At 70.7% G+C, this 26,799-nt stretch carries 20 protein-coding genes and 1 pseudogene; 14 read left to right on the forward strand and 7 right to left on the reverse strand.

The window, feature by feature from the left end; translation table 11 throughout:
* Window positions 1-184 precede the first annotated feature (184 nt).
* The 10 genes from gspC to WME85_RS53595 all read left to right on the forward strand — a co-directional run bounded on the left by gspC (window position 185) and on the right by WME85_RS53595 (window position 16,835).
* Window positions 185-1,159 carry a type II secretion system protein GspC gene (gspC, locus tag WME85_RS53550; RefSeq protein WP_437833778.1) on the forward strand — a complete coding sequence of 325 codons (975 nt, stop codon included), beginning with the start codon at window positions 185-187 and terminating at the stop codon, window positions 1,157-1,159.
* A 200-nt stretch (window positions 1,160-1,359) separates the two neighbouring features.
* Window positions 1,360-2,793 (forward strand): SPFH domain-containing protein, encoded by a 1,434-nt coding sequence (locus WME85_RS53555; RefSeq protein WP_437833780.1) that lies wholly within the window; start codon window positions 1,360-1,362, stop codon window positions 2,791-2,793.
* A 124-nt stretch (window positions 2,794-2,917) separates the two neighbouring features.
* Complete coding sequence (locus WME85_RS53560) at window positions 2,918-5,227, forward strand: Kelch repeat-containing protein (protein WP_437833783.1); 2,310 nt, start codon at window positions 2,918-2,920, stop codon at window positions 5,225-5,227.
* A complete protein-coding gene (locus WME85_RS53565; RefSeq protein ID WP_437833786.1) occupies window positions 5,227-9,282 on the forward strand; it encodes a kelch repeat-containing protein in 4,056 nt (1,351 codons plus the stop codon). The genes WME85_RS53560 and WME85_RS53565 overlap by 1 nt, the downstream gene beginning before the upstream one ends.
* Before the next feature lie 145 nt (window positions 9,283-9,427).
* Window positions 9,428-11,131, forward strand: coding sequence for a serine/threonine-protein kinase (locus WME85_RS53570; protein ID WP_437833789.1), 1,704 nt, complete (start codon window positions 9,428-9,430; stop codon window positions 11,129-11,131).
* Window positions 11,132-11,284: 153 nt separating this feature from the next.
* Window positions 11,285-13,141, forward strand: a complete 1,857-nt coding sequence (locus WME85_RS53575; protein WP_437833792.1) for a vWA domain-containing protein — start codon at window positions 11,285-11,287, stop codon at window positions 13,139-13,141.
* A 132-nt stretch (window positions 13,142-13,273) separates the two neighbouring features.
* Window positions 13,274-14,116, forward strand: a complete 843-nt coding sequence (locus WME85_RS53580) for a hypothetical protein (protein WP_437833794.1) — start codon at window positions 13,274-13,276, stop codon at window positions 14,114-14,116.
* 135 nt (window positions 14,117-14,251) lie between these two features.
* The gene (locus WME85_RS53585; RefSeq protein ID WP_437833797.1) at window positions 14,252-14,632 is read left to right on the forward strand and encodes a DUF7677 family protein; all 381 of its coding nucleotides are present in this window, start codon (window positions 14,252-14,254) and stop codon (window positions 14,630-14,632) included.
* Between the two features lie 902 nt (window positions 14,633-15,534).
* A complete protein-coding gene (locus WME85_RS53590) occupies window positions 15,535-16,137 on the forward strand; it encodes a Panacea domain-containing protein (RefSeq protein WP_437833800.1) in 603 nt (200 codons plus the stop codon).
* 5 nt (window positions 16,138-16,142) lie between these two features.
* A complete protein-coding gene (locus WME85_RS53595; protein ID WP_437833802.1) occupies window positions 16,143-16,835 on the forward strand; it encodes a hypothetical protein in 693 nt (230 codons plus the stop codon).
* Window positions 16,836-17,280: 445 nt separating this feature from the next.
* On the opposite strand, the gene WME85_RS53600 is transcribed toward WME85_RS53595, so the two are convergent.
* The 3 genes from WME85_RS53600 to WME85_RS53610 all read right to left on the reverse strand — a co-directional run bounded on the left by WME85_RS53600 (window position 17,281) and on the right by WME85_RS53610 (window position 20,167).
* Complete coding sequence (locus WME85_RS53600) at window positions 17,281-18,102, reverse strand: ExeA family protein (RefSeq protein ID WP_437828173.1); 822 nt, start codon at window positions 18,100-18,102, stop codon at window positions 17,281-17,283.
* The gene (locus WME85_RS53605; protein ID WP_437828968.1) at window positions 18,089-19,480 is read right to left on the reverse strand and encodes a DDE-type integrase/transposase/recombinase; all 1,392 of its coding nucleotides are present in this window, start codon (window positions 19,478-19,480) and stop codon (window positions 18,089-18,091) included. Before WME85_RS53605 ends, WME85_RS53600 begins: the two co-directional genes overlap by 14 nt.
* Window positions 19,481-19,603: 123 nt before the next feature.
* On the reverse strand, window positions 19,604-20,167 hold the full coding sequence (locus WME85_RS53610) for a DUF6431 domain-containing protein (protein WP_437833804.1): 564 nt from the start codon (window positions 20,165-20,167) through the stop codon (window positions 19,604-19,606).
* 461 nt (window positions 20,168-20,628) lie between these two features.
* On the opposite strand from WME85_RS53610, the pseudogene WME85_RS53615 reads away from it, so the two are divergent.
* From WME85_RS53615 to WME85_RS53630, 4 genes and pseudogenes are all read left to right on the forward strand, one after another.
* Window positions 20,629-21,525, forward strand: a pseudogene (locus tag WME85_RS53615) (IS1 family transposase); the annotation flags it as partial.
* Between the two features lie 441 nt (window positions 21,526-21,966).
* Window positions 21,967-22,968: a formylglycine-generating enzyme family protein gene (locus tag WME85_RS53620; protein ID WP_437842613.1), complete on the forward strand. Its 1,002-nt coding sequence runs from the start codon at window positions 21,967-21,969 to the stop codon at window positions 22,966-22,968.
* A 590-nt stretch (window positions 22,969-23,558) separates the two neighbouring features.
* A complete protein-coding gene (locus WME85_RS53625; RefSeq protein ID WP_437833807.1) occupies window positions 23,559-24,260 on the forward strand; it encodes a hypothetical protein in 702 nt (233 codons plus the stop codon).
* A 44-nt stretch (window positions 24,261-24,304) separates the two neighbouring features.
* A complete protein-coding gene (locus WME85_RS53630; protein WP_437833810.1) occupies window positions 24,305-24,622 on the forward strand; it encodes a hypothetical protein in 318 nt (105 codons plus the stop codon).
* Here the strand turns inward: WME85_RS53630 and WME85_RS53635 are convergent.
* The 4 genes from WME85_RS53635 to WME85_RS53650 form a co-directional block, all read right to left on the reverse strand.
* Complete coding sequence (locus WME85_RS53635; RefSeq protein WP_437833813.1) at window positions 24,619-24,876, reverse strand: hypothetical protein; 258 nt, start codon at window positions 24,874-24,876, stop codon at window positions 24,619-24,621. The two genes, WME85_RS53630 and WME85_RS53635, sit on opposite strands and share 4 nt — an antisense overlap.
* Before the next feature lie 421 nt (window positions 24,877-25,297).
* The gene (locus tag WME85_RS53640) at window positions 25,298-25,588 is read right to left on the reverse strand and encodes a hypothetical protein (RefSeq protein ID WP_437833815.1); all 291 of its coding nucleotides are present in this window, start codon (window positions 25,586-25,588) and stop codon (window positions 25,298-25,300) included.
* The gene (locus WME85_RS53645; protein ID WP_437833818.1) at window positions 25,585-26,079 is read right to left on the reverse strand and encodes an RNA polymerase sigma factor; all 495 of its coding nucleotides are present in this window, start codon (window positions 26,077-26,079) and stop codon (window positions 25,585-25,587) included. The genes WME85_RS53640 and WME85_RS53645 overlap by 4 nt, the downstream gene beginning before the upstream one ends.
* Before the next feature lie 62 nt (window positions 26,080-26,141).
* Window positions 26,142-26,474 carry a transcriptional regulator gene (locus tag WME85_RS53650; RefSeq protein ID WP_437833820.1) on the reverse strand — a complete coding sequence of 111 codons (333 nt, stop codon included), beginning with the start codon at window positions 26,472-26,474 and terminating at the stop codon, window positions 26,142-26,144.
* Window positions 26,475-26,799 lie beyond the last annotated feature (325 nt).

A 26,799-nucleotide genomic window follows, 5' to 3' on the forward strand; every position in this document is an offset into this window, starting at 1 on the left:
GCGCCGCTGTCCCGGCCGGACTCCTTCCTGTCCCGCCGCGAGCCCCCTGAGCGGGCACGCTCGGTGCTCACCAGGACGCGCGGCCTTGCCGGTGGCGAGGGCGTGCACTGCCGCGGCCTCCGCGGCGGCAAGGGACGCTCGCGCGGCGAGGCCCGGCGCGCTCCAGCCAGGAGGAGCGTTACGCATGAACCCCGACGCGTTCGTCAAGCGCCGATTCGCATTCATCCTGGGAGGAATGGTCGCGGTCTCCGCGTATTTTCAGGCCTCCGGCGTATCTCATCTCGTCGGCTACCAGATCGCGCGGGACGGCGCCTCTTCCCGGCCCCCGGCGACGGCGCGCGGCGAGGCGGAGAGCGCGCCGCCGCCCTCCGAGGATGCCCCGCCGAGCGCGACGCCGATCCTGGAGCGCAATCCGTTCGACTCGACGACAGGGCCCCTCCGCCCGCCGCCGGGCGAGGCGCCGTCCGGACAGGCGGACCTCTCCCATCTCGACCCGTACCTCGCGCCCCCGTGCGACAAGGGGCGCGTCGTGCTGATCGCCGTCTCCGAGGACCCGGAATGGTCTTTCGCGGCGATCGCGGCCGACGGCGGGCCCACCGCGCTCGGGCGGCGCGGCGGAGAGATCGCCGGCCGCAAGGTCGAGGACATCGCCTGGGACCGGGTGTGGCTCACCTCGGGAGGCGCGCGCTGCCAGATGCAGCTCGGCCAGAAGCGCAGCGATGAAGGCAAGACCGAGCCGCAGCCGCCGCCAGCGCCAGAGCCGCCCCGCGCGACGCAGCCCCGACGGTCCGGCAGGAGCAGCGTCCCGACGGAGATCGCCTCGAACATCAAGCGGGTGGGCGAGACGGAGATCGACATCGATCGGTCGGCCGCCGAGAGGATCTTCGAGCACCCCGAGATCGTGACGGAGACCTCGGCGGCGATCCCGGAGATGCGGGACAACCAGGTGGTCGGGCTGAAGATGATGGTCAAGCCCGGCTCGGTGCTCGAGTCGCTCGGGATCCAGAGCGGCGATCTCGTGCGGTCGGTCAACAGCATCGATCTCACCGACCCGCAGAAGGCCATGATGGCCTACTCGCGCATGCGCTCCGACAAGAGCCTTTCCGTCGTCGTCGAGCGCGACGGCCGTCCGGTGAGGCTCAGGGTCAACATCCGCTGACGCGCGCCGACGGCCGCCACGCGAGGGCGATCCATTCCGGAGCGGCGCCGCTCCGTCGCGGATCGCCGGCGCGCTCCGTTCCGGAGCGGCGCGCGCCGTCGCGGATCGCCGCCGCCCGGCGCGACCCCCGGACGCCTCCTTTCACCGTGTCTCCCGGCTGGCCCGGTTCCTGCGAACTCCTTCCTCACGAGGGAGAGGACATGACGCACATCGAGCAACGCAGGGTCATCATCAACGGCGAAGGCGGCGCGCCGGGCGGCGCCGCGGTGGTCGTCCACGCAGGCGACCGCGGGACCGGGGCTGGCGGCCGGGGGCGGTACGATCAGGGCTGGCGCGCGGGCAAGCCGGCGGAAGATCCGGAGAAGCTCAAGAGGTGGGGCCGCATCAGCGCGAAGCCGAGCGAGTACCTGATTCACATGCGGCGGGGCCAGCTCAGGCCCACCTCCGGTCAGGGCGCCTCGTGCTTCAAGCTCCCGGGCGACAGCGTCGCTGTCGTGCCGACCACGGTCCAGAAGCTCCAGTTCGAGGCCGACCAGGTCACCCTCGAGAAGGTAGGCGTGGAGGTCACCGGGCTCGCCGTCTACCGCATCGCGGACCCGCTCATCGCGTTCCGCATGCTGAACTTCTCGTTCCCCGAGCGCGCGCAGGAGAAGCTCGAGGCGCTCCTCGTGGACATGTTCGCGGGCGCCGTGCGCCGGCTCGTCGCGAACCTGTCCGTCGAGGAGTGCCTGACGCGGCGAAAGGAGGGGCTCGCCGGCGAGCTGATGCGGGAGATCGCGCCCGTCGTCTCGGGGCGCGGCGGCGCCGACGACACCACCGACAAGGGCTGGGGCGTGCTCATCGACACCATCGAGATCCAGGACGTGCGCATCCTCTCGCCCGCGGTGTTCGGCAACCTGCAAGCGCACTATCGCCAGGAGCAGGAGCGCAAGGCCCGGGAGGCGTCGCTGCTCACCGAGCGCGCCGTCCGGCAGGGCGAGGCCGAGGCGCAGCGGGCGATCGAGCTGACGAAGCTCTCCGCCGAGGTCGAGCTGCGCACGCGCCGCCAGGAGACCAGCGAGAAGGCGCGGCTCGAGGAGCTCGCCTCCGAGGCGCGGCTCAAGGAGACGCGGCTGGCCCACGAGCAGCAGATCGCGGCGCTGTCGGTGAGGGCGGAGATCGAGAAGACGGCGCTCGAGGCGGAGGCGGCGGCCGCGCGCCACGCGGCGAAGATGGCCGCGAGCGCGCACGAGATCGACCTGCTCCGGCAGCGCGCGGCGATCGCGAGCGCGCGCCGGCTCGTGGCCGAGGCCGAGCTCGCCATCGCCGAGATCGAGGCGCGCAAGGCGCGGCTCACGCAGGAGCTCGAGCTCGACCGCGCGCGGGCGCTCCGCGAGATCGAGAACACCGTGTCGCCGGAGATCATCCGGCTGACGGTCGCGCAGCAGATGCCGGCGCTCGCCGCCGCGTTCCAGCAGCGGATGGGCGAGGTGCACGTGACGGCGGTCGACGGGGCGAACCCGTTCGGCTACATCGCGGCCGCCGTGGAGGGGGTGATGGGGCTCGCCCGCGCGGCGGGGCTCGAGGTGCCCGCGGCGCGGGCGCAGAGGGCGGAGCTGACCGAGGAGGGCGGGCGCGACAGCGGCCCTCCTTGAGGCCGGCGCCGAGGAGGGCGGGCTCGGCATCCTGCGTTGAATCCGGCGCCGAGGTCGTGCGATCTCGGCGGGGAGCTAGGCGCGCCGGGGCCGAGGCTGCTCTACTCGGCGCGCGAGGCTCATCATGGTTGCGCTTTTCTTTTGCTCGAGGCGACCGCACGCGGCGCTGTCACGTCTGCTTGCGTCCGCGCTGCTGCTCGGTGGCTGCGGCGCGGAGCCGGAGGACACCTCGGCCGCGGCGCTGCGACTGCGCTTCCCGGACCACGCGGACGCGGTGCTGTCGGCGCCCGAGGCGTTCGCTCCGGCGAAGGACGGGTTCCGGCTCGGCGCGACCGAGCCGGGCGGGGCGTGGCTGCGGGCGGCGCGGCCGGAGGTGGTGCTGCCCCGGGACGGGAGCGGTGTGATCCGGTTCCGGCTCGCGGACGGCGGCGAGATCCGGGTGAGGGAGCTCGGCGCTCTCGGCGAGGGCCGGGTGGCGGAGCGCGCGGTGAGCTACGGGCGCGCGGGCGGGACGTCGTTCTGGACAGCGACCGACGGGGGCGTCGAGGAATGGCTGCTGCTCGAGGAGGGCGTCGCGCGCGGGGGCGAGTCGGTGGCGGCGTGGGAGGTGGAGGGGGCGCTGCTGCGCGAGCGCGGCGAGGCGGTGGAGCTCCTGGACGACGCGAGCGGGGCGCCCGTGCTGCGCGTGACGGCGCCGCGCGCCCATGCGGCCTCGGGGCGGGCTGTCGCCCCGGCGCTCCGGGTGCGCGGCGCGCGCATCGAGCTGTCGGTCGACATGGGCGACGCCGGCGGCGAGGCGGTGCTCGTGGATCCCGAATGGAGACCGGCCGGCCAGATGCACGCCGAGCATGGTAGCGGGCACACCGCGACGCTTCTCCCGACGAGCGGCAAGGTCCTGGTGACGGGCGGTTTCCGCAATCTCGACATCGCGGAGCTGTACGACCCGAAGGACTACACGTGGCGTCTCATGCGATCGATGAGCACAGGGCGCCGCTCTCATACCGCGACGCTGTTGCAGGACGATCAGGTCCTCGTGGTCGGGGGTGAGGGCAAGGCCGACAAAGCGCCCGTGAACACCGTGGAGCTCTACGATCTCATGACCGACACCTGGGCACCCAGAGCGTCCATGGCCACGGCACGGCATCTCCACTCCGCGACGCGGCTGCTGAATGGCAAGGTCCTCGTGGCGGGCGGGCTGACGGAGGTCGCCTCCTCCGCCAGCTTCCTCTACAGCGCGGAGCTTTACGATCCCGCGGCCGACACATGGTCGCCCGCGCCTCCGATGAACTTCGCTCGCTACGGCCACGCTGCGACGCTCCTGGCAGACGGCAAGGTCCTCGTGGCGGGAGGCGCCCCGTACGAGGCTGCTCTCGGCAGCGCGGAGATCTACGACCCGGCCCTCGATATCTGGACGCCCACGGGGTCGATGACGGCCAAGGACGACTGGTTCCTCCCGTCCATGGCGCTGCTGCACAACGGCGAGGTCCTGGCGGTGGGCGATCCCGGCGCGGAGCGGTACGACCCGACAGCTGGCGCCTGGTCCCCCACGAGCCCGATGATCATCCATCACGGCGGGTTCAGCGCGACGACGTTGCACAGCGGCAAGGTCCTGGTCGTGGGGGAGCTCGACGGCGAGGCCGGCGAGTCGGCCAGGCGCGCGCAGCTGTACGATCCGAAGGTCGACACCTGGACCGTCACGGCACCCGCGGGCGCCGCGTACGCGGAGCACACCGCCACACGGTTGCCGAACGGCGACGTCCTGCTGATCAGCTTCTCGGAGTATCCGGAGCGGTACACGATCCTCGGCGCCGAGTGCGCGTCGGACGCCGATTGCGCGTCCGCCCCCTGCGTCGAGGGCGTCTGCTGCGAGTCGCCGTGCTCGGAGCCCTGCCACACGTGCGCCTCGCCCTCGTCTCCCGGCCGCTGCGTGCCCCAGCCGAAGGGCTCGGACGCTCGCGGTGACTGTGCGCGCGAGGGCTGTGATGGGTCGTGCGACGGGTTCGGCGCCTGCTCCGCCGTGCCCACAGGGGACGTGTGCATGCCGGCGCGGTGCAGCGACGACGAGACGCACAGCATGGCGCCCGTCCGCTGCCCCGCCGATGGGGCCAGCTGCGCGGGCCTGAGCAGCGAGGCCAGGGAGGTCGTGGACTGCGCGCCCTACCGTTGCGATCAGGCCGGCGGCACCTGCAAGGACAGGTGTAGCTCGCTGCAAGACTGCGCGGCGGGCTTCACGTGCGACCTCTCCGGCCATTGCGTGCTTCCTCCGCCCCCTCCGCCCGCCGAGAGCCCGGGTTGCGGCGTCGGGGCAGCTGCCGTGGCGGCGACCGGCTCCAGGGGCGGCCTCGGCGCCATGGTCCTCGCGCTCCTCGCCCTCGCGCAGCGGAGAGCCTCGACCCTCCGGGGGGGACCCGCGCGACGGCGGGAGGACGCCTGATGTCCCCGCGCAGCTCGCCCGGGTGCGTCCTCCCGCGCATCGCCCTGCTCTTCTGGCTCTCCGCATGCCTCTCCGGCTGCAGCGTCGAGCCGGAGCCGCCTGCGTCCGCCGCCACCCTGCAACGCCATTTCCCGGACCGGTCTGCCGCCGTGCTCGAGGCGCGCGACGCGTTCGTCGCCGACGGGGAGGGGTTTCATCTGGGCTCGGTGGACGTGCGCGGGAGACCCTCGCGGCTTCGCGTGGTGCTGCCCCGGGAGGGCAGCGAGCCCATCCGGTTCAGTACGCCGACAGGGATCGAGGTGCAGGTGCGAGAGCAAGGCGCCGCGGGGGATGGCACGCCGGTGGGGAAGGCCGTGGCCTACCGGCGGAGCGGGGGGACGTCGTTCTGGTCGGCGACCGATCACGGCGTGGAGGAGTGGCTGCTGCTCGACGAAGGCGTCGCGCGCGGCGAGGTCGTGGCGGTCTGGCAGGTGGAGGGCGCGACGCCGCGCGCGCGCGGCGAGGCGGTGGAGCTCGTCGAGCCGGGGCGGGGGGCGGCCGTGCTGCGCGTCTCGGCGCCGCGGGCCTATGCGTCCTCGGGGCGGCCTGTCGGCATGGCGCTCACGGCGCGGGGCTCGCGCATCGAGCTCTCCGTGGACGCGGGCGGTGAGGCGGTGCTCGTCGACCCGGCGTGGCAGACCGCCGGATCGATGAACGTCGCGCGGAGCGATCATACAGCGACGTTGTTGCCGAGCGGCCTCGTCCTCGTGGCGGGCGGCATGGACCTGCGCTCCGCCGAAGAGGTGGTCCTCACGCTCGACAGCGCGGAGCTGTACGACCCGGCGACCGACACATGGACCGACGCGGGGAAGATGCTGCACGCGCGCGGCGCGCACACGGCGACGCTGTTGCCGAGCGGCAAGGTCCTCGTGGCGGGCGGCAGGCAGGGTCAATTCAACGATGGCTACACCGTTCTCGACAGCGCGGAGCTGTACGACCCGGTGACCGACACATGGACCGACGCGGGGCAGATGCTGCTCCCGCGCGCCGAGCACACGGCGACGCTGTTGCCGAGCGGCAAGGTCCTCGTGGCGGGCGGCTACCCGGTCGATTTCGGCGATGAGAACGTGGAGCTGTACGAACCCGAGACGAACAGCTGGACGCGCACGGATCCGATGCGGGTCGCGCGCGCCGAGCACGAGGCGGTGCTGTTGCCGAGCGGCAAAGTGCTTGTGTCAGGCGGATTCAACACCATCGGCTCGCTCGACAGCGCGGAGCTCTATGACCCCGCGACCGGCGAATGGAAGTCCACGGCTCCGATGTATTACGGGCGCCGCCATCACACGATGACGTTGCTGCCGAATGGCGAGGTCCTGGCCGCGGGCGGCGAGGAGGATGCTGGCAGCGATCCCGTGAGGGCGGAGCGATACGACCCGGAGGTCGGCCTCTGGACGTTCGCGGCCCCGATGACCCACGCGCGAGCGGACCACACCGCGACGCCCCTGCGAGATGGCCTGGTCCTCGTGGTGGGCGGGCACAGCGACACCGCGGAGCGGTACGACCCGGCGTTCGACACCTGGGTGCCGACGGGTCCCCTGGACCGCGCGCGCAGCAGGCACACCGCCACGTTGCTGACGAGCGGCGAGGTGCTGGTGGCAGGGGGACAGGGGCGCGACTACGCGCTCGCAGACGCCGAGCGGTTCGCCCTGGCCCGGGGTGATGCGTGCTCCGCCTTGTCCGCGTGCTTCGCCGGCGATCACTGCGTCGACGGGATCTGCTGCGACGCGCCCTGTCCCTGCGGCACCTGCAGCGATCGAGGGGAGTGCGGCGCGGAGGGCAGCCCGGCGAAGGTCGGCACGACCTGCGCGCCGCCCATGTGCAGCGGCGACACGCAGAGCCTCGCGCCAGCGGTGTGCACCCGGTCGTCCTCCGCCTGTCCCGGGCAGGCGAGCGTCAACTGCATTGCCTACCGCTGTGATCCGGAGCGCGGCGCCTGCAAGACGGGCTGCGCCTCGCTCGACGATTGCGCGCCGGGGTTCGTCTGCAACCTGCGAGGCCACTGCGTCCCGCCGCCGTCCGCGCCCGGCGGCGCCAGCGGCTGCAGCGCCGCGCCGGGCCGGCCTGCTCCCGCCGCGGCGTGCGCCGCCGCCGTGGTGCTCCTCGCGCTCGGCGCGGCGCGCAGGCGGCGGCGCGCGGCCATCGTCGCGCCGGTAGCGCTCGCCGTCGCCCTCGCCGCGGAGCCTGTATCCCTCGCCCAGCCCGCCGGCTCCCCCGCTCCGCCCGCGCCCCCTGCGGCGCCGCCCTCCGCGCCCCCCGCGGCGCCGCCCTCCGCGCTCCCCGGGGCGCCGCCCTCCGCGCTCCCCGGGGCGCCGCCCTCCGCGCTCCCCGGGGCGCCGCCTTCCGCGGTGCCCCCGGGCTCGCCCGCCGAGCCCCCGCCCACCGGAGATCCCGTCGCCGAGGCCCGCGCCCACTTCGAGCGCGGCCTCGATCTGTACGGCCAGGGCGCCTGGGAGGCGGCTCTCGCCGAGTTCCTCGCGTCGCGGCAGGCCTATCCGACCTGGAGCGCCACCTCGAGCGCCGCGCTCTGCTTGCAGCAGCTCCGCCGTTACGACGAGGCGCTCGCCCTCTTCGAGACGCTGCTCCGCGACTTCTCGCAGAAGCTGCCGTCGGACACGAGGAGCGCCGCGCAGCAGGCCGTCGTGCGGCTGCGCGGGCTGGTCGGCACCGTCGACATCGTGAGCGCCGAGATCGGCGCCTCGATCATGGTCGACGGCCACCGCCGCGGCGACTACCCCCTGCCCGCTCCGCTGCGCGTCGCCGCCGGCAGCCACGTCGTCCGCGTCTACAAGGAGGGCTTCGAGCCGTTCGAGACCCGCGTCGACGTCGCCGGCGGGCAGGTCGTCCGCATCCTGTCGCGCCTCCAGAAGCTCGTCGAGTCGGGGCGCCTGCGCGTCACCGAGCAGCAGGGGAGGGTGCTCGACGTGCTCGTCGACGGCTACACCGTCGGCACGACGCCCTGGGAGGGCGCGCTCCCGCCCGGCCCCCACTCGGTCGTGCTGCGCGGCCCGGGCGATCTCGGGACCATGCCGGCCTCCGTGCTCGTCCTGCTGCGGCAGACGACGCCCCTCGCCCTCCGCGCCGAGGAGCTCTCCTCGACGCTCCAGATCGAGCCCTCGCCGGTGTGCGCGAGCATCACCGTCGACGGCGTGCCTTTCGGCAGCGGGGCATGGGAGGGGCGCCTCAGCGCCGGTCGGCACCGCATCGAGGTCGCCGCGGGCGGCTTCATCCCCGCGCGGCGCGAGGTGCTCCTCGCCCGCGGCGCGCGCGTCGTCGTCCCGATCGCGCTCGAGCGCGTGAAGCTCGGCGGCCCGCCCGGGCGGTTCGTCCTCGAGCTCGCCGCGGCCCCGGTGCTCGTGCCGAGCCTCGGCGGCGTCGCCGCGGGCCCGTGCGACGAGGCCTGCTCGTCGGGCGTCGGCGTCGGCGCCCTCGGCGTGGTCCACGCGGGCTACGAGCTCTGGTCCGGATTCGGCTTCGGCGTCATGACCGGCTACCTCCAGGTCCACCAGACCGTGACCGCCCGGCGCACGTCGCTCGAGATCCAGGACCCGCTGCCGGAGAGCACCGGCACCGTCGACGACGCGCTCGCGCTCAGCGGCCTGCTCGCGGGCGGCTGGGCCGGCCTGTCGCTCGGCGGGCGCACCCGGCTCTCGATGCGGCTCGGCGCCGGCGCCCTGCTCGGCGCGGTGCGCGACGAGCGCAGCGGCACCTTCATCTCGAGCAGCAATTTCGAGTTCGACGTCGACCCCACGGCGGCGACGGACGCCGCCAGCTTCTTCGTGATGACCCCCGAGGTGCGCGCGGGCCTGCGCGTCGGCAAGCACCTCGAGCTGACGGCCGGCCTCGCGGCGGCGGTCCTGGTCCGGCTGAAGGAGCCCGTGTGGACCAACCCCTCACAGGGTGTCTACGGCAGGATCGACGCCCAACGCGGGTTCTTCGGCAGGTTCGAGGAAGAGTCGCTCGCCGGCGAGGTGCTCGTCGCGATCGCGCCCGGGATCGGGGCGCGGTATACGTTCTGACGCGCGCGGGGCCGGCTCCCGGCCCGGTCGCCAGCGCGGGGGAGCGCAAGAATCCAGCCGAGGAGCAAAGATGCCTCGGGGGTCTCGGGTCGAGTAGCATCAGGATTGAAGCTCCGCTTACATCTCCCTGGAGTAAACCTTTCTTGTGGACGGCAAGACCTTGAGCGGCAGGTACACCCTGGGCCGTCTCCTCGGCCGGGGCGGGATGGGGGCCGTCTACGAGGCCGACGACCGGGAGCAGGGGCGCCGCGTCGCCGTGAAGGTCATGAACGCGGAGATCGTCCACAGCCGGTCCGCGGTGGGGCGGTTCGAGCGCGAGGCGAAGGCCGCGAGCGCGATCCAGACCGAGCACATCGTCCGCGTGCTCGACAGCGGCGTGGACCAGGACACGAGCTCGCCGTTCCTGGTGATGGAGCTCCTCCGCGGCGAGGATCTCGCGCAGCTCCTGGAGCGCCTCGGCCCGCTGCCGCCGCGGCTCGCGCTGCGCATCGTGGCCCAGGCCTGCGTCGGCCTGCAGAAGGCGCACGAGGCCGGCGTCCTGCACCGGGACATCAAGCCCGCCAACCTGTTCCTCGCGCAGCGCGAGGACGGCGGGGGGCTCATCGTGAAGGTGCTCGACTTCGGCGTCGCCAAGATCAAGCCGGCCCACGAGCCGCGCCGGGACACGACGGGGCTCACCCGGTCCGGGAGCATGCTCGGGACCCCCCGCTACATGTCCCCGGAGCAGGCGCGGGGCATCAAGGAGATCGATCACCGGACCGACGTCTGGGCGCTCGGGATCGTGCTGTACCACGCGCTCTCGGGGCGCACGCCGACCCAGGACGTCGAGGCGTTCGGTGATCTCATCGCCGCCCTGGTCGCGGACCTGCCCGCGCCGGTCCAGGAGTTCGCGCCGTGGGTCGCCCCCGAGGTCGCCGCGATCGTCGACGGGGCGCTCCAGTATCAGTGTGTCGCGCGGTACCCGAGCGCCTCGGTGATGCTCGAGGCGATCAGGCCGCTCCTCGGCGGCGACCTCCAGCTGGACGAGAGCATGCTCGTCCCCCTCTCGCCGTCGGAGCGCCAGACCGTCGCGCCGCGGTTCGAGCCCCGGGTGGTCGCGCGCATCCCTCGGCGGAGCGGCCACGCGATCGTCGCGCCGGAGGGCTCCGCGGCGCGGTGGCGGGATCAGCCGACCGACAGCGCCACGGCGCCCGCGCTCGGGACGTCGGAGGGCCCCGTGGCGCGGTGGCGGGATCCGTCGACCGACGTCGCCACGGCGCCCGCGCTCGAGACGACCGACGCGCGGCGGGTGAGCGAGCAGGCCCCGGCGCCGCGCCGGCCCTGGCGCAAGAGGAGCGTGGCCGTCGCCGCGGTGGTCGCCGCGGGCCTCGGCGGTGTCGTGATGCTCTGGCAGAGCGCCACGCCGGGCGCGGCGATGACCTACGCGCACCTCGTCTCCCGCGAGCTCTCCGAGCACTCGCGGGCGCTCCACATCCAGAGCGCGGCGCCTCCGGCGGCGCGCTCTGGACGAGAAGCGCCCGTCCAGCACCGGGTCGAGCTGGCGATCGTCCCTGCGGACGCCTCGGTGGAGATCGACGGGGCGCCGGCGCCGCGCCTGCGGAGCGGGTCGGTCGAGCTCACGGGGACGCTCGGGAGCGAGCACAGGGTGCGCGTCTCCAGGGGCAAGCACGCGATGGAGGCGAACGTCGTCATCACCGAGGCGGGCTCGCTGCCCCCGAGGCTGGAGCTGCCGTTGCCCCGGAGGCGCGCTCCGGCGCCGCAGCGCCGGCCCGCGGAGACGGCGAGCGCGGCCCCGCCTGCCGCGCCGCCCGCGCACAACCCGCTCATGCCGCAAGACTTCGTCGAATAGAACAACGTTCGCTCGTCGCTGTCTGTCCGGAGGTCGTCGTCGATCGTCGGTCGCGGTGACGCTGCGTCGTCTCCGTGCGCGCGGCGGTAGAACGGACGCCGCGGTCGCCCGTCCTACTGGGCACCCGCCGGGACCGCGGGGAGGGAGAAGGCCATGGGCGAACTCGGGATGGTGTGGTCGAAGCGAGCGTTCCTCGGCGGCGCGCTCGTGCTGGGGCTCTCGGCGGGCGGGCTCGCGTGCGCTGCCAAGGAGTCCTCCGAAGCGTCGCGGGTGGACACGGCTTCGCTGACGAACTCGCCGGGGAGCCCCGCCGAGGCGACGGTCGGGGCGGCGAGGGCGGGGGCCGCGGCGCCCGAGCCGGCCCGGGCGCCGGCAGCTCCCCGGGACGACATGAACGCGCAGAAGGGGGCCCCGGGATCCGGCGGCGCCATGCTGGCCCCCGCCGCCCCCGCCGCCCCCGCCGCGCGGAACGACGGCGAGGGCGGGGCCGCGGCCCCCGAGGTCGCCGCCATCGATCCGAACGGCCGCTTCGCGACGACCTACCGCCCCGGCGGCGGTCACCTCGCGGCCTTCGAGTCGGCCGTCGCGCGCGGCATCATCCCGCCCGCCGAGCGCGAGCTCGTGAGCGACGTCGGCGCCCGCTACGCGCCCGCGATCGACGCCCCGAAGGACGTGACGCTCGCCCTGCGCACGGATCTCGAGCGCGCGAAGGTCCCGCCCGGCGGCGGCCCGGTGCACGTGCGCGTCGCGCTCCGCTCCACGGCGCAGGCGCCCGCGGCGCGGCCGCACCTGTCGGTGCACCTCGTGCTCGACGTGAGCGGCTCCATGGCTGGCGAGCCGATGGCGCGGGCGCGCGACGCGGCGCGGGCGCTCGTCGACAGGCTCGACGCGAGGGACGACTTCTCGCTGGTCACCTTCTCGAGCGACGCCCAGGTGCGGATCCCCGACGGGCCGGTCGGGCCCCGGCGGGCGATGATCAAGTCGACGATCGACGGCATCTCGGAGGGCGGCGGCACCAACATCGGCCGCGGCCTCGAGCTCGGCTACGCCGAGGCCGCGAGGCCGGGCATCCCCGAGGGCGCCGTGAAGGTCGTGCTGCTGCTCTCCGACGGCCGCGCGAACGCCGGGATCACGAGCTCGGAGCGGCTCTCGCGGCTCGCGCTCGACGCCTTCCAGGGCGGCATCCAGACGAGCACCTTCGGGCTCGGCACCGACTACGACGGCGCGCTGATGAGCGGCATCGCGGGCGACGGGGCCGGCGGGTACTACTACCTGCGCGACCCCGACCAGATCGCCCCGGCGCTCGCGACGGAGCTCGACAAGCGGCTCGATCCGGTCGCGACGGCGGTCGAGCTCCGGGTGCGGCTGAAGCCGGACGTGAAGCTGCTCCAGGTCTACGGCTCGCGCCGGCTGAGCGGCGCGGAGGCGGCGCGCGTGCGGGCGATCGAGGTCGCGGCGGACGCGCAGGCGCAGAAGCGCGACCGCATCGAGCAGGACCGGAAGGACGACGCCGAGGGCGGGATGCGGTTCTTCATCCCGGCGTTCTCGCGCGACGACAGCCACGCGGTGCTCCTCAAGCTCGGCCTGCCGGCCGGCGTGGACCCGCGGGCGATCGCGTCGATCGAGCTCAAGTACAAGGACCGGGTGGCGAAGAAGAACGTCGTCGACGAGGCGCCGCTCAGGGTCGTCTACGCGACCGGCGACGCCGACAGCGCCGCGAGCGCCGACCCCTCGGTGGCCCGGACGGTCCAGGGCTTCGCCGCGGGCGAGACGCTGTCCGAGGCCGCCCGGCAGATCGCGCTCGGCGATCGCGGCCGCGCCGCCGCGCTGCTCTCCGAGCGCGAGGGCATCCTGCGCGCCGCCGCCGACGCGCTCCACGAGCCGCTGTTCCTGAAGGACGCGGACCGCCTCGCGCGCCTGCGCAGCCACACGGGCGCGACGGACGGCCTGGGCGATCCGCTGGTGCTGGCGATGCTGCTCGAGACCGCCTCGCGGTCGCACCTCCACTGAGGGCGGGCGGATGGCGACGATGCCGCGAGCGTGGCGGGCCACTGGCCCACGGGGGGCGGGGCGCATGGCGACGATGCCGCGCGCGCGGCGAGCCCCCGGCGATCGTGAGGCGCGGACAACCGAGGCGTGGACATGACCCAGACCTTCCCTCTCCGGCGCGATCGGGTCGCGCAGCACGTCGACGTCGCGCCGGGCGGCGAGATCGTCCTCCGCGGCAAGCTCGTCTGCTCGACCGACGCCTCGGTGATCGACGCGGCGACGACGACCTGGCTGGCCGGGGCGCCCGGCGGCGGCTCGTTCGACAGCGGCGGGCTGGTCGACTTCGCGCAGGGCGGCTTCCACGTCACGAGCCGCGACCCGGCGACGCACGAGGTCCACGCGATCGCGACCGGCGACCCGGCGCCTGCCTGCGCGCTGGCCGGCGTCGAGGCGCCGTGCCTGCCGCTCCGGCTCGTCCCGCTCGCGCGCGCGCGGCTCCAGACGGCGCAGGAGCTGACGAGCTGCCTGAACGGGGGCATCACGGTCGAGGTGCCGGACGCTGTGATTCCTCCCGTCGCGCCGGCGGCTGCGCCTTACGTGCAGGGGGCCGCCGTGGTGCTCGGCCTCGGCGTGCTCGCCTCGGTCGGTTGGGCGGTGCGCCGCCGGCGCGCTCGCTCGCCGATCGGCCAGCTGATCGCGCTCGCGGACCGCACCCGGGCCAAGCTGAAGGCCGCCGACCCCGTCGTGGCCGCGCCGCTCTTGCCGGCCGTGGAGGCGGCGCTGGGCGCCCTGAAGCGGCGGCGCGTGGACGCCGCCTCGACCGAGGGCAAGCGGGTCGCCGAGGTGCTGCGGCGGGTGGAGACGCGCCTCGACGCGTCGGCCCTGGAGGCGCGCGCCGACAGGGAGCAGCAGGCTGCGGACGAGCTGGTCCGCGAGATCGAGAGCGCGCTCGAGGCGGTCGACGAGGTGGGAGGCCCGCGGCGCGAGCGCGCGTGAGCGGGCGGCGCGGGCCTGGCGCGGAGGAGGGGCGGCGGGCAGCGGCGCACCCGCGGGGGTGCGGAGATCGGGCGCCACGGCTCGCGACCCACGCGCGGAGCGGCGTGGATGTGCCCTATGTTGCGGAGGATCGCGATGTCAGGTCAGGAGAACATGAAGCACCCGCCCAGGCTGAGTCAGTCCTTCTCCGGAGCGCTGCGCACGTTCAGCTTCTGGATCGCGAACGGCACCGTGGGGCATCCGTTGCTGGAAGGCGTGCGCTATCGCGAGGTGATGATCGAAGAGCCGAGCGTGCTGGAGCAGGTCTACGCCATCTTCGCGAACGTCATCGAGCTCAACGAAGAGGGCGAGCCGCTGAACGCAAAGTACGCAGAGCACCGCGCGGCTCAGTACATCCGGAGCTACTGCGACCCTGGGTATGTCGTGTCTCCGCCGTTCGAGGCGTGGGAGCAGGAGCTTCATGCGCCTCCTCCACGACGGGATCCGAAGCCGTGGCCTCTCGATGAAGAGGCTTGAGGGGGGTCGGCGACCTCGCGCGGTGCCGGCGAAGAGCCCCCGCCAGGAGGTCCGGAGCCGTCTCGGCGCCCTCGCCCGGTGTGGGAGGTACGCCGTGAGCCCATCCGGGTGAGCTGGCGCGTCCACGCGGGAGATGGGTGGCACCCGTCTCTCGGTGGACGTGCCTCCAAGAAAAGATGGGTGGCACCCGTCTCTCGGTGGACGTGCCTCCAGGAAAAGACGGATGGCACCCGTCTTTCGGTGGACGTGGCTCCAAGAAAAGATGGGTAGTACCCATCTCCGCGGTGGACGTGCCTCCAGGAAAAGACGGGTGGCACCCGTCTCGCGGTGGACGTGCCTCCAGGAAAAGACGGGTGGCACCCGTCTCTGGGTGGACGTGCCTCCACAAAAAGATGGGTGGCACCTGTCTCCCGGTGGACGTGCCTGGTAGTGCTCAAAATTGAGCAATGGACCGCGAGCGGTCTTGACGGATTCGAACGCGGGTTGTGGCTGGCGTTTGCCATGTCTTGGACCGGCGCACATTTCGGACGCAACCGGCGCCGAGCCCGAGTCGAACCATCAGGCATGTCGATGACGCTGAACTTGGACACCTGGCCCCGGCCGGTCTTGAAGGCGAGCTGGGTCCGCCTGCTGCGGCATCTCAGATGGGTCTGCCCGCCCGAGAGCCATGCCCAACGGCGCCAGATCGTCAAGCGTTCAGCGATGTCTACGCCATCGCGTAGGTTCATGTGTGCCAATGTACGCGATCGCGTAGATTCTATGCATCCAACGTGCCCGCGGTGTCATGTCTGGTTCCTGGAACCGGCGGATTCTCAGAATCCGCTGAATTCTCAAGCCGTCTGCGATGCGCTAGGACATTGTCAGGCACTACCTGAACGCGCGACCAGAATTAAATTTGCCCGATGATGCGAACCACCCTACGCGTTCTGCTGCTGAAGATCGCGCGCTCGGTTCTGGGGGCGGCGTTGACATCGGACGGCAGGCAAGCAGGATCCACCCTGCGCCTTCCAGGCGTGCAGCGAGCGAGCGTGACCATGGCAACTGCACACGATGTGGCAGCGTACATCCTCAAGCAACGCGGCCCGATGACGGCCATGAAATTGCAGAAGTTGGTGTACTACGCACAGGCTTGGCACCTCGTGCGCGCAGACAAAGCGCTTTTCGATGACGTGATCCAGGCCTGGGCAGCAGGACCTGTCGTCAAGTCTTTGTATGTTTCACACCGTGGCAAGTACACGCTTTCGCCAGGAGACATAGCGGGCAACGCTGACGCTCTCGATCCCAGCGAGAGGCGTTCCGTTGATGTAGTCTTAGGCTATTACGGGAACAGAACCGCTGAGCAACTCAGCGAGTTGACCCACTCCGAGCAGCCATGGATCAACGCTCGCAACGGCCTCGGCCCAATGGAGCGAGGAGAACGAGTGATAGATCCTACAGAAATGATGGATTACTACACCGCGTTTGCGCGGGAGCAGCGCGAGCGCGCACAGAGTGAACGCCGCTAAGCTTCATGCTGCGCGAAAAGTCGAAGCGCATCCGCGCCGGCATATCGTCGTTTCTCGCATCGTCATCCGGGCATCATGCGGAACTGGCCAACGTTGCCGCGACTGTGGAATGGCTCGGGGTGCTCAAGCAGCGCTGCGAAGACGTCGACTCATGCCTTGATGATGATGGTCTCGCGGAGGAGTGCGAGCGAGAACTCGCATCGATCGATGAAGAGCTGGCAAGATTCGCGAACGAATTCGCTTCCGCGCCAGCCTTCTTCCGCCCGCAGCGCATGGACGAGGTGCCCGCTCCCTCTGGAGCGGACGCGACAGGCGACGCATGGCGAAACCAGGGGATCGTGTGGCGAGTTGGGTCATTTGACCTTGACCATCCAAGGGAGTGGCTGAAAGAGGAGCGCGCCGATACCATCCTGCACATCATCGGCAGGCTCAAAATATACGAGGGGTATACCTGGAGCCAGCTAGACAGACTGTCTGAGCAAAACCATCGGTGGGAAGACTGGAGCAAATGGGAAGAGTCGTCCAGGGACAGGCTTCGTTACCTGTGTCTTGATGATCAGGAGCATTGGTACCAGTTAGACATATCCAAGCTTGGTCGGCTATTTGGGTTCAGGATAGGCAACGTGTTCAACGTCGTATGGTGGGACCGGGATCACGAGGTGTACAAGACCAAGCGCAAGCTTGCATCTCAAAGATAACGCGCGCGCGCTGCATCATGTGCATTAATTCCGGCCCTGATCCGTTGGCCGCGTCCTGGTCTATGCCTCCTCCACCTCCTCCCACCCGTCCCGCTTCATCAGCTCGATGTAGGCGAGGTGCGCCTCGGGGATGGTCTGCATCTTCAGGTCGAGCGCGTCCTCTCGCATGTAGACATCAACCTCGGAGCGTCCGGAGTTAGGCTCCACGCTCATGTTACCGAGCCGCCCCGTTGATGGCGCCGTGCCCCGCCTGGCCGATGGCCATCTCACGGCTGCTCGGCAGTGTCTCTTTCCGCCGATGGCCATCGTGGACGTTGCCCCCGGCGCCAGGCGGCGCGATGGGCATCCTGCCGGCCACCGTCGGCGCGGCGAGGCGATGGCCATCGTGGGCCTGGCGCGACACGGCCCGCGAGGCCGACGAGCCTCGCGGGCCGCGCGCTGCCGTTCAGCCGAGCGCCGAGGAGAGCGTGAGTGCCTCCGCGACGCGGGCTACCGCGTCACGGTCGACCAGCTTCCGCTTCCGGCGCGCCGATTCCCGCATCGCCGCCGAGGCGATGCGGTCGATCTCCCGCAGCGAGCCCGACGCGACCTCGTGCAGAGCGGCGAGCGACTCCCGCGAGAAGAGCTCGTGCTCGGCGCCGGCGCCCTTCAGCCGGAAGGCGACATACTCCGCCGTGTCCTCCACCGTCGCCGGCTCGATCATGAAGCGGTGATGGATGCGCGTAAGCAGCGAGCGGTGCGACCGCAGGGCCATGCGGCCCTCGAGCTCCGGAAGGCCGACAAGGATGATCGACAGGAGGGCGCGGCTGTCCCACTCGTGATTCAAGAGGATATGCAAATGCGCCATCATGTCCGGGTGCAACAGATGGGCCTCATCGAGGAGAAACACCGGATGCACCTGATCTCTTCGCAGCTCGTGGACATGCCGCTCGACCGCGAGGAACAGGTTGGCGGCGCTAGATGTCGGCTGCAGGCCGAGCGCATGGCATAGATACCGGTAGAAGTCGCGGCGGCCGAGCGTCGCATTGTGGCAGTAAGTCAGACGGAATCCTGCCTGGGGTAGCCGATGCCGTAAGGCCCTCAACACACACGTCTTCCCGACGCCGGGCTCCCCGACGAGGAGCACACTGGCACGCTCGAGGAGCGCGGCTTCGAGATCGTCGACGAGCACCTGCTTCGACGTCGGCAACCACAGCTCGGCATCCTCGAGCTCTTTGGAGAAGGGCGCGGTGCGAAGGCCGAAGAAGCTAAGCTCAGAAGATCGCATCGAGGTCCTCCTCTCCATCGGGGTCCTTCGCGTCGGCCGCCCGGGCCGCCTCGCGCACCGCCTTGTCGCGCAGCACGCCGCCTGGGTCGAAGGCGACCTGCTGCTCGGTGGGCAACGCGCCGCTCGTCGTGGAACGACGTGGCGGCCGTTTGACGTGCGCGTTGTGCACCGGGTCGACGGGGCGAAGGGGGATCCGCTGCCCCTCGATCTCGACGACCGGGGCGACTGGCTCGTCGAGCAAGCAATAGGCGACGGTCACGATGCGGCCGGCGAGGTAGCCGTGGTCGAGCTCGAAGAGCTGCCCGCGGACCGAGACGGTCGTGTCGCGGTGCACGCGCCGACGCTGCCGGATCGTGAGCGCGTCGCGCAGGCGAGTCTCGGAGAGCGCGTCGATCTCGCGCTGCCCGGGCGCGTAAACAAGCCCCGGCGCGCGCCCCATCAGGCCGGCGTGCGGGGACGCGTGGTAGTGGACATCGATGAAGGCCTGGATACGAGAGGAGATATCGTCCAGCGACGTGATCGCGCCCAGGTGGTCGAGCACCCCCTCCCGAAGCGTGCGCCAGAATCTCTCCATCTTGCCGCGCGCCTGCGGGTCGTAGGGGCGCGCGTGCAGTAGCGTGATCCCGAGGCGCGAGCAGAAGAGGCGCAAGGCGTCACCGCGATAGGTTGCGCCGTTGTCCAGGTACAGCGCGTCGGGCACGCCGTAGAGCCGGACGGCACGGACGAGCAGCCGCAACATGGTATCTTCCTTCTCGTCGCTCTCGACCGAGATGGCGACGAGGAAGCGCGATGCGTCGTCGAGCAGGGCGTGGATCCGCACGGGGATCCTTCGCCTGTCGAGATGAAGCGTCGGGCCGTGACAGACGTCGCCGTGCCAGAGCGCGTCAGGGCGCTCGGCCTGCCACTTGAGCCGGGTCGTCGGCCCCTTGCCATCGCGCTGCGGGATCTTGTCGAGTCCCTCTTGACGGTAGAGGCGACGCACGGTCGAGGCGCTGACCGTGGCGCTCAGGCGTCCGTCTTCGCGCAGCGTGCGCAGGATGAGCGGCACCGAGGCCCCGGGGTGCTCCCGCCGGATGTCGCACAGCAGCTGTCTCAACACGGGGTCGAGCTCGCGGCCGCGACCGCGATCCCGACGGGCGCGAGGGCAGAGGCCTTCGAGCCCCCGCTGGCGGTAGGCATAGAGCCAGCGCTCGAGGGTCGGCACCGCGAAGGAGCGCGTGCACGCGCTACCGGGCGGGCGCACGCGCTCCTTGGCGAGGGCGCGCAACGCTTCGACCAGATCGCCATGCTCGAGGTCGCGAGCGCAGAGCTGGCCAATGATGCCGTGGCGGAAGAGGGCGATTTCCTCCGCGTGATCTCTGGGTTTGAGGAGGTCCACGAACGGTCCTTTCCACGGGTGCGTTTCGGCGCCCCGTGGAAACCCAGTGCCCCGGATCCGTGCCGTCGTGCCCGATCCTACGGGGTGGCGTCGCCGGACCTCGCGTTTGCCTGCGAATGGCCATCACGCTGCGAGCGCGGCGCCGTGGAACGCCAGGTGAGGGGCAGGCGTGCCGGCGCTGCCCCGAGCCGACAGCGCCACGAGCTGCATCGCCGTGCGCTCGGCGACCTGCGCGCGCGTGCTGTCGGCGCCGTGACGTCCGAGCCGGGGGAAGAGCTGGCCACGGCGACTGGCGTCGATCCATCGCGACGGCGCCAGCCACCGCTCGGCCGCCGCGACGCCCAGGACCACGGCGCTGCAGACCTCGGCGCGGACGACCGGTGTGGTGGCGCCCTCGAGTCCGACGCGGGCCAGCACCCAGCCGATCGCCGCCGCGGAGTAGCGCCGCCGCGGCAGCAGCCCGCGGGGCACGACCACCACGACCGCGCCGCAGGCGGTGCAGCGGTAGCGCCGAGCCTGCACCGTAACCTGCTGGGGCGCGTCGCCCGCATCGTGTGGGCCGTACACCTGGCGCGCGCGCAGGCCGTGACCGCGCATCCCCAGCGGGCCGTTGACGGGACGGCTGGCCGCGTCGCAGCAGGGGCAGCGGGCCGGCCGCACGTGCTGAACCATCGGGAGCACCGTCATCCAACGCTTGATGTCGACATCGGCTTGAACGATCCTGCACGGGCTCCGCTCCTCCAAGGTGATCGGAGCACGACGAGGGGAGGACGGGTCGCCACAACACGCATCCCCTCGTCGCCTATTTTGTGGCCGGCTCCGCGCCGATGCTCCGCTCCGTCGATGCCGGCCTTAGGTCAGCGGCGGCGCGGACGTGGTGCGAAGTGCAGTGGTAATTTCGGGCGTGAAGCAGGAAAGCTCAGCCACTGAGGCGCGGAGGTCGGGGATGCGAGGTTTTGTGAGAATCACGGATGCGTGACCGGAAAGTGTTGCCGATGATCGCTGGCGGGCGGCGGACCGCTGCGCCCACCCCGGCTCCTGCTCTCGGGTCCGAACCGATTCCATGATGGAGGGGCACGGGGCGATCGGCGGATATCCATCACGAACGGGGATCGAGATCGGCGGGAAGTCCACTATTGGAAGGGCGCGGTAACACCTACGTGTTCGTCGGCATGGCCAGCGCGTCGAAGCTGGTGATCTCGTACCGCGTGGGCAAGCGCGACGAAGAGAACACCAAGGCGTTCATCGCCGACCTCCGCGCTCGGCTGGTGACCATCCCGCAGCTCTACAGCGACGGGTGGCAGCCCTACATCGCCGCGGTCGGCGATTCGTTCGCGGGCTCGGTCGACTACGCCCAGGTCGTCAAGAACTACAGCCGGAAGGCGCGCCGGGACGACGATCACCGGTACGAGCCGCCGCGCGACCCGTTCATCACCCGCACGCCCGTCTTCGGCGTGCCCGACGTGAAGCGGGCGAGCACGAGCCACGTCGAGCGGCAGAACCTCACCATCCGCATGCACATTCGCCGGTTCACTCGGCTGTGCAACGGGTTCAGCAAGCGCCTGCCGCACCACAAGGCGGCCGTCGCGCTGCACATGGCGTTCTACAACTTCTGCCGCCCGCACGAGGCGCTCCGCGTGACGCCCGCCATGGAGGCCGGGCTGACCGATCGCGTCTGGAGCATCGAGGAGTTTGTCGCGGCAGCGCTCGCGGAGGAGGAGACGGCGCCACCCATGCCGCGACCGCTCACTCTGCCGGCACTGACCGGGCCGGTCCGCCAGCTCCCGGGCGGTAAGGGATGGCTCCGCCTCGTTTCGGGCGGCCCCTCGCCAAGTGCGCCCGCTGCGCCGCGCCCATCGCCTCCGGCGCCCAGCGCTCCACTGGCGACGCTTCCGCCGGCTCCCGTGCCCGCCGCAGCGGCGACCGACGTGCCGACAGCCGCGCCTGCTGCACCTCCGGCCGAGTTTTCCCGTCAGCTCGACCTGTTCGCGTGGCGGCCGAAGCCGAGGACGCCGGTGCAGCTGTCGCTCTTCGGAGAGCCCGACGCCGAGCCGACCCCAAGGGATAGCAGCCGCACCGACCAGCCACGCTCGCGGCGCGCATTGACACGCCGATGCAGCCGCAAGAGGCTCCGCGTCATGAGGGGCAAGATACGGGCAGCGACAGCGTGGCTCTGGGCGGCTGCTGCGGCTGCATCCGGCGGCTGCGCGCAGATCCTCGGTGTGGATTGGAGCGAGTATTGGCAGGGCGCGGGAACCGGCGGCGTTTCGGAGCCGGGCGGTAGTGGCGGCACCGGAGGCTATGGCGGCAGCGGCGGCGCCCAAGGAGGCGGCGGGGCCATCGCGAGCACGGCAAGCGAAGGCGGAGCAGACGGCGCGGAGTGCTCCGTCGACGAGGAGCAGTGCTCGGAGAACACGCCGCAGCGCTGTATCGATGGGCGGTGGGAGAGCGGTGATACGTGCGCCGGACAGACGTGCGTGGATGGGATGTGCACCGGAGAGTGCGGCCCTGAAGACGTACGCTGCTCGGAGAATCGCCCGCAGCGTTGCGATGACCGCGGCGCGTGGGCGGACGTGACGCCGTGTCCTGCGGCGGCGCCAGTGTGCCGTAGAGGGGCGTGCGTGACGCCGCCCAGCTGTGTCGGGTTGGCCGAAACGTGCGGTCCTGATAGGGATGAAAGCTGCTGCGCGACCACTGCGGTGCCTGCGGGCACGTTCAACCGGAGCAACGATCCAGCGTATCCGGCGACGGTGAGTGGGTTCCTGCTGGACCGGTTCGAGGTGTCCGTAGGACGGTTCCGAAAATTCGTGGAGGCATACCCGGGGAGCCGTCCAGCGGTGGAAGCTGGCGCGCATCCATTAATTAATGGAAGTGGGTGGGACGCCAACTGGGACAGTAACTTACCTGCGGACGAGGCGGCACTGAGGCGTGCTATCAACTGCAGTGCGGACCGACAGGCATGGACTGAGGGAGAGGGCAATAATGAATTGCTACCGATGAACTGCCTCAGCTGGTACGTCGCGTTCGCGTTCTGTGCGTGGGATAGCGGGAGGTTACCCACAGAAGCGGAGTGGAACTACGCGGCGGCAGGAGGAAGCGAGCAGCGGGCATATCCGTGGTCAAGTCCTCCTAGCGATGAGACGATCGATCCGAGTTACGCGGTGTATCACTGCACCGGGGATGGATCTGCCGCCGTAGAGTGTGCGTTCCGTGACATATTGTCCGTTGGATCTAGATCGCCGAAGGGCGATGGCAAGTGGGGACAGTCGGACCTTGCCGGTAGCATGTGGGAGTGGGCCCTGGACTGGCACGCAGGCTATATGGTAGAATGCGACAACTGCGCTAACACAACCGTTGCCATGAGCCGAGTGATTCGTGGCGGTGGCTGGGACGGCAATAGGCTGGATGCGCTCTCTACCCGCCGCACCACCGGCGGTCCGACGGCCCGCGTTAACTACGTCGGGGTTCGGTGCGCGAGGACGCCATAGTTACGAGCTGCGCCATCTTTGGCGGTCCATCCTGCTGAAGCCGATCTTCTTGCTGCTCGCTTGGACCGTAGAGGAACTCGTCTCGGCGGCCATCGCCGTGGCGCCCGCGGGAGCGCCCACGGCGTCAGCCAGGGCGCGGGCGAACGGCCGGGGCTTCCTCCGGCTGGTCGGGAGCGCGCCGGCTGCGCCTGTAGCCCCCACGCCGCCCGTGGAAAGCAGGCCGGATTCGGAGAATCCGAGCCCTCGACCGCCAGAGCCGATGCCCTCCCCATGGCCGCGGCGCATGGTGCAGCTGTACCTCTTCGCAGGCCTGCTCAATCCAGCAGACTGATCGCGTGTTACCTGCACAGAGCAACAGATAAGACAGTGAGCGATCTCACCGAGCCGAAAATCGCGCACGCCGATTTTTGATTTCTTAATCGGGAATCTTTCAGTGATTCCGCGCACTTGGCCGCTGGCGTTCTAATCACGGCGGCAGATAAGCCAAAGCCCTCCGCTTGATCCTGGGCCACCGGCGATCTAGCTTCCGGTTGTTCAGGCACGGCGGCAAGCCGCCAAGAGGCCCCAGGTGGGTCAAGGGAGAGCTTTGTATGCAGAACGTAAGCGCAGTTCACGCCGACGTCAACGGCATCCCCTACGAGGAGGTGACCGGCTGGCTCCAGACCAAGGCCGACCGCGGCGAGATCCCGCAGGTCACGGCTAAGCTGCGAATTACCGCGTTGAACCAACTCGTCACCATCCTCGGCCCGGAAGAGCCGCGTGATGCTGAGTGGCTGCTGGGAAACATCGAAGATCTTGGGCGGCGTTGGGCAACGAAGACCCAAGGCAACCCGGAGACCGCTCGCACGTACGCGGGTCGCGCGAGGTCGGCGTTGTCCGACTACATCGCCTGGAAGCGGGATCCGCTGAAGTTCCGCTTCAAATCGAAAGAGGCGTCGCCTGAGCGGGCCAGGAAGAGCAAGGAGAAGCCCAAGGCGGGGTCTGCTCCTGTGGAGGCAGCCGCCCAGTCCCCGGTTTCCCTCGCGGCGGGCGGCGCCACTGTCTCTACGGCTCAGACGCTGAAGAGCCCGGGGGCCATGATGGGCACCGCTGGCGGATTCAGCGAGGCACGCCGGACCTTCCCTCTCGGGCCGAACCGAGAGCCGTTCCCCTTTGAGCTGCCCTCTGACGGGCTTACCGTGCACGACGTGAAGCGCATCGCATGCCACCTGCTCACGCTCGCGAGCGACTTCGACCCTAGCATGCCGAGCCATGCCCAGATATTCGCGATCATCAACCAGCGAGGCGAATGAGCGCCACTAAGCGCCACATGGACTGCATGCCGGAGGAGCTTTTGATGGCAACGGTGTACGATATCATTCGAGACGCGATCGTGAACAAGAAGGTCATCACTGCCTACTACCAGGGCCACAGGCGCCTCATGTGCCCGCACGCGATCGGAACCAAGCGTGGCCGACGTCACGCGCTCTTCTACCAGTTTGGTGGGACGAGTAGTAGGGGTCCGGTGATCGATGGATCGCCAAGGAATTGGCGATGCATGGACATCGATGACCTCCGCAGCGTGTCATCCGAGCCTGGTGAATGGCATACGGCGGATAACCACGCAAGGCCGCAAACCTGCATCGACTACATCGACGTGGAAGCCGACTACTAGGCTATTGCCTGCTGCTGATTCTTCCAGGCCGCATATTCCTCTGCGCGTTCTTTTGCTCCTACGCCCGAGAACAGCGCCACATATATCTCACCTTCTGAGTTGTAGTCGATCGCCTCGACGACCCACTCGTCCGCCGTGGCGCGCGACGGAGCGCACTCATAGTGGAGCGTGCTGGGAGGCTTACTGCGCCTCACACCCGAGTCGGGCTCGAGTGCGTCCATCGCCTCCGCTGCGCTGCTGTTCGCTAATGTCATGGCAATACCTCCTGGGTCGAGCTTTGTGTGGCGCGCCACGGCGTGGCCGGTGAAGCTGATGGCTGCTCTAGGCAGAGCACGTGCCATGCCAACGGCAGGGCCGGCCCCGCCTGTGCGACTCATGAGATTGACACGGTTCGCATGCTCTCCTCAAGCGAGGTCAGCTGCTGGTCGGACCGGTTTTGTCCCGGCGCTTCGGGCGTGTTCAGCCATTGGGACGGCTCCCGCAGCCTGGGCTACGCGCCGAGGAAGGTGTGTGGAATGTTGCCACAGGCGCACGGCTTCGCCGGGCGAGCGGTCTGGTACGTGGTCTACCTGTCATGGACGTAGACCCGCTCTACGGCGTCGAGGATCTCCAACGCCCCGCGCGCTTCGGCGACGGCCTCGCGCCCGGCGCGGGGCCTGGAGTCACGCCGGGCCGCTACCAGGTCGGCCAGGTCTTGCGCGACCGCATCCAGCGCTGCAAGCCCTTGCCGTCGGCGATGTCGTCGAGGACTTCGCCGGGGGAGCGGCGCTCGAACAGCGCGATCGTGACGACGATGCGGGCGAGCGTGACGCTTCGGTCCGTGGGGTCCGGGAGTGGGCCGTTGGGGTCCTTCACCCACTCCAGGGCGTTGAGGTAGCGGTCGATCTGCGCGGGCGTGATCGTGCGCGTGACGGGTTTCCCCGACACCGTCACGCGGACGCGCCGCTGCGGGTCGCGGGGCTTCATCGTCGCCACCTCCGGAGCCGCAGGGCCAGCATGGCGCGGGCGATGCGGAGCCGGCTCGCCCCGGTGAACGGGCTCATCCCGCGCTGCGCGGCGTACGAGGAGAGCGCCTCCGGGGCGTCGATGGCCAGGAGGATCTCCTGATGACGCGGCTCCAGCCGTTCGATCGCCCTGAGCAGGTCGCGCGCCTCCACCTGCGCGTCGAGGCTCGGACCAACGAGCCCCCGGAGCAGCCCGAGCGGCTCCGCGTGGAGGATGGCGCGGCGCACGTAGGCGCTCTCGAAGTACTTCGACGCCTGGCGCCACGCGATACCGTGCAGCCACTTCCGGAGCGCGTCGCGCGGCTTGTCCTTCGGGTCCGGCCGGTATCGGCCGCTCCGGATGGCTCGCCACGCGCCAAGGAAGACCTCTTGCTCCACGTCGGCGCGGTCGCGCTTCGGGATGCCGGCGAGCGTCGCCAGGATGATCCCGCGCTCCGCGAGGATCGCCTCCATCGTCAGCTTCTTCCGGGGATGTCGTGCGGCAGGCGGGCGGCGAGCCCCCTTCCGCGGGCGCTTCACCCGCACCTCCCGCATGAGGGGCAGCGGTCAGCGACGACGAGCCCGCCGAGGAGCTGCTCGACGGTGACACCGGCCGCCTTGGCGGCACGCTGCGCGGTCCCGGGCGAGCCGCTGTCGCGGCCGTAGGCGATGCCCTTGAGGCTGTCGACCGCCATGCCCATGACCTCGGCGAGGCATGACCACGAGCCGTACGCCTTGCGGAGATTGCGCAGCGCGGCGCGGAGCCGCTTGCGCTGGATCGGGGTGAGGGAGAGACACGGGCGGGGTCGGTTGCGCGCGGGCGCACCTTCGCCTTGCCCACCGCCGGGTGGGATCAGGTACAACTGCATCGTCGGACCTCGGTGGAACGGGGTTCGGCCACGCTGCCCGGGGTGGTGGAACACCCGCGGGCAGCACTACTTCCGGCCGAACCTACGCGGCGAGATCCCTAGTCGCCACGCCGATCAGGCAAACTTGAGCACTCCGGCTCAAAGTTGAGCATTACCACGTGCCTCCACCAAGAGATGGGTGGCACCCGTATCTCGGTGGACGTGCCTCTGCAAAAAGGTGGGTGGCATCCATCTCCGCGGTACACATGCCTCCAACGAACGACGGATCGCTCCCGCGGGGGATGACCGCAGCAACTCGCGTGGCGAGCGAACGCCTGGTACGCCC

The organism is Sorangium sp. So ce1153 (assembly GCF_051521595.1).
In the GTDB taxonomy this organism is placed as follows: Bacteria; Myxococcota_A; Polyangia; order Polyangiales; family Polyangiaceae; genus Sorangium.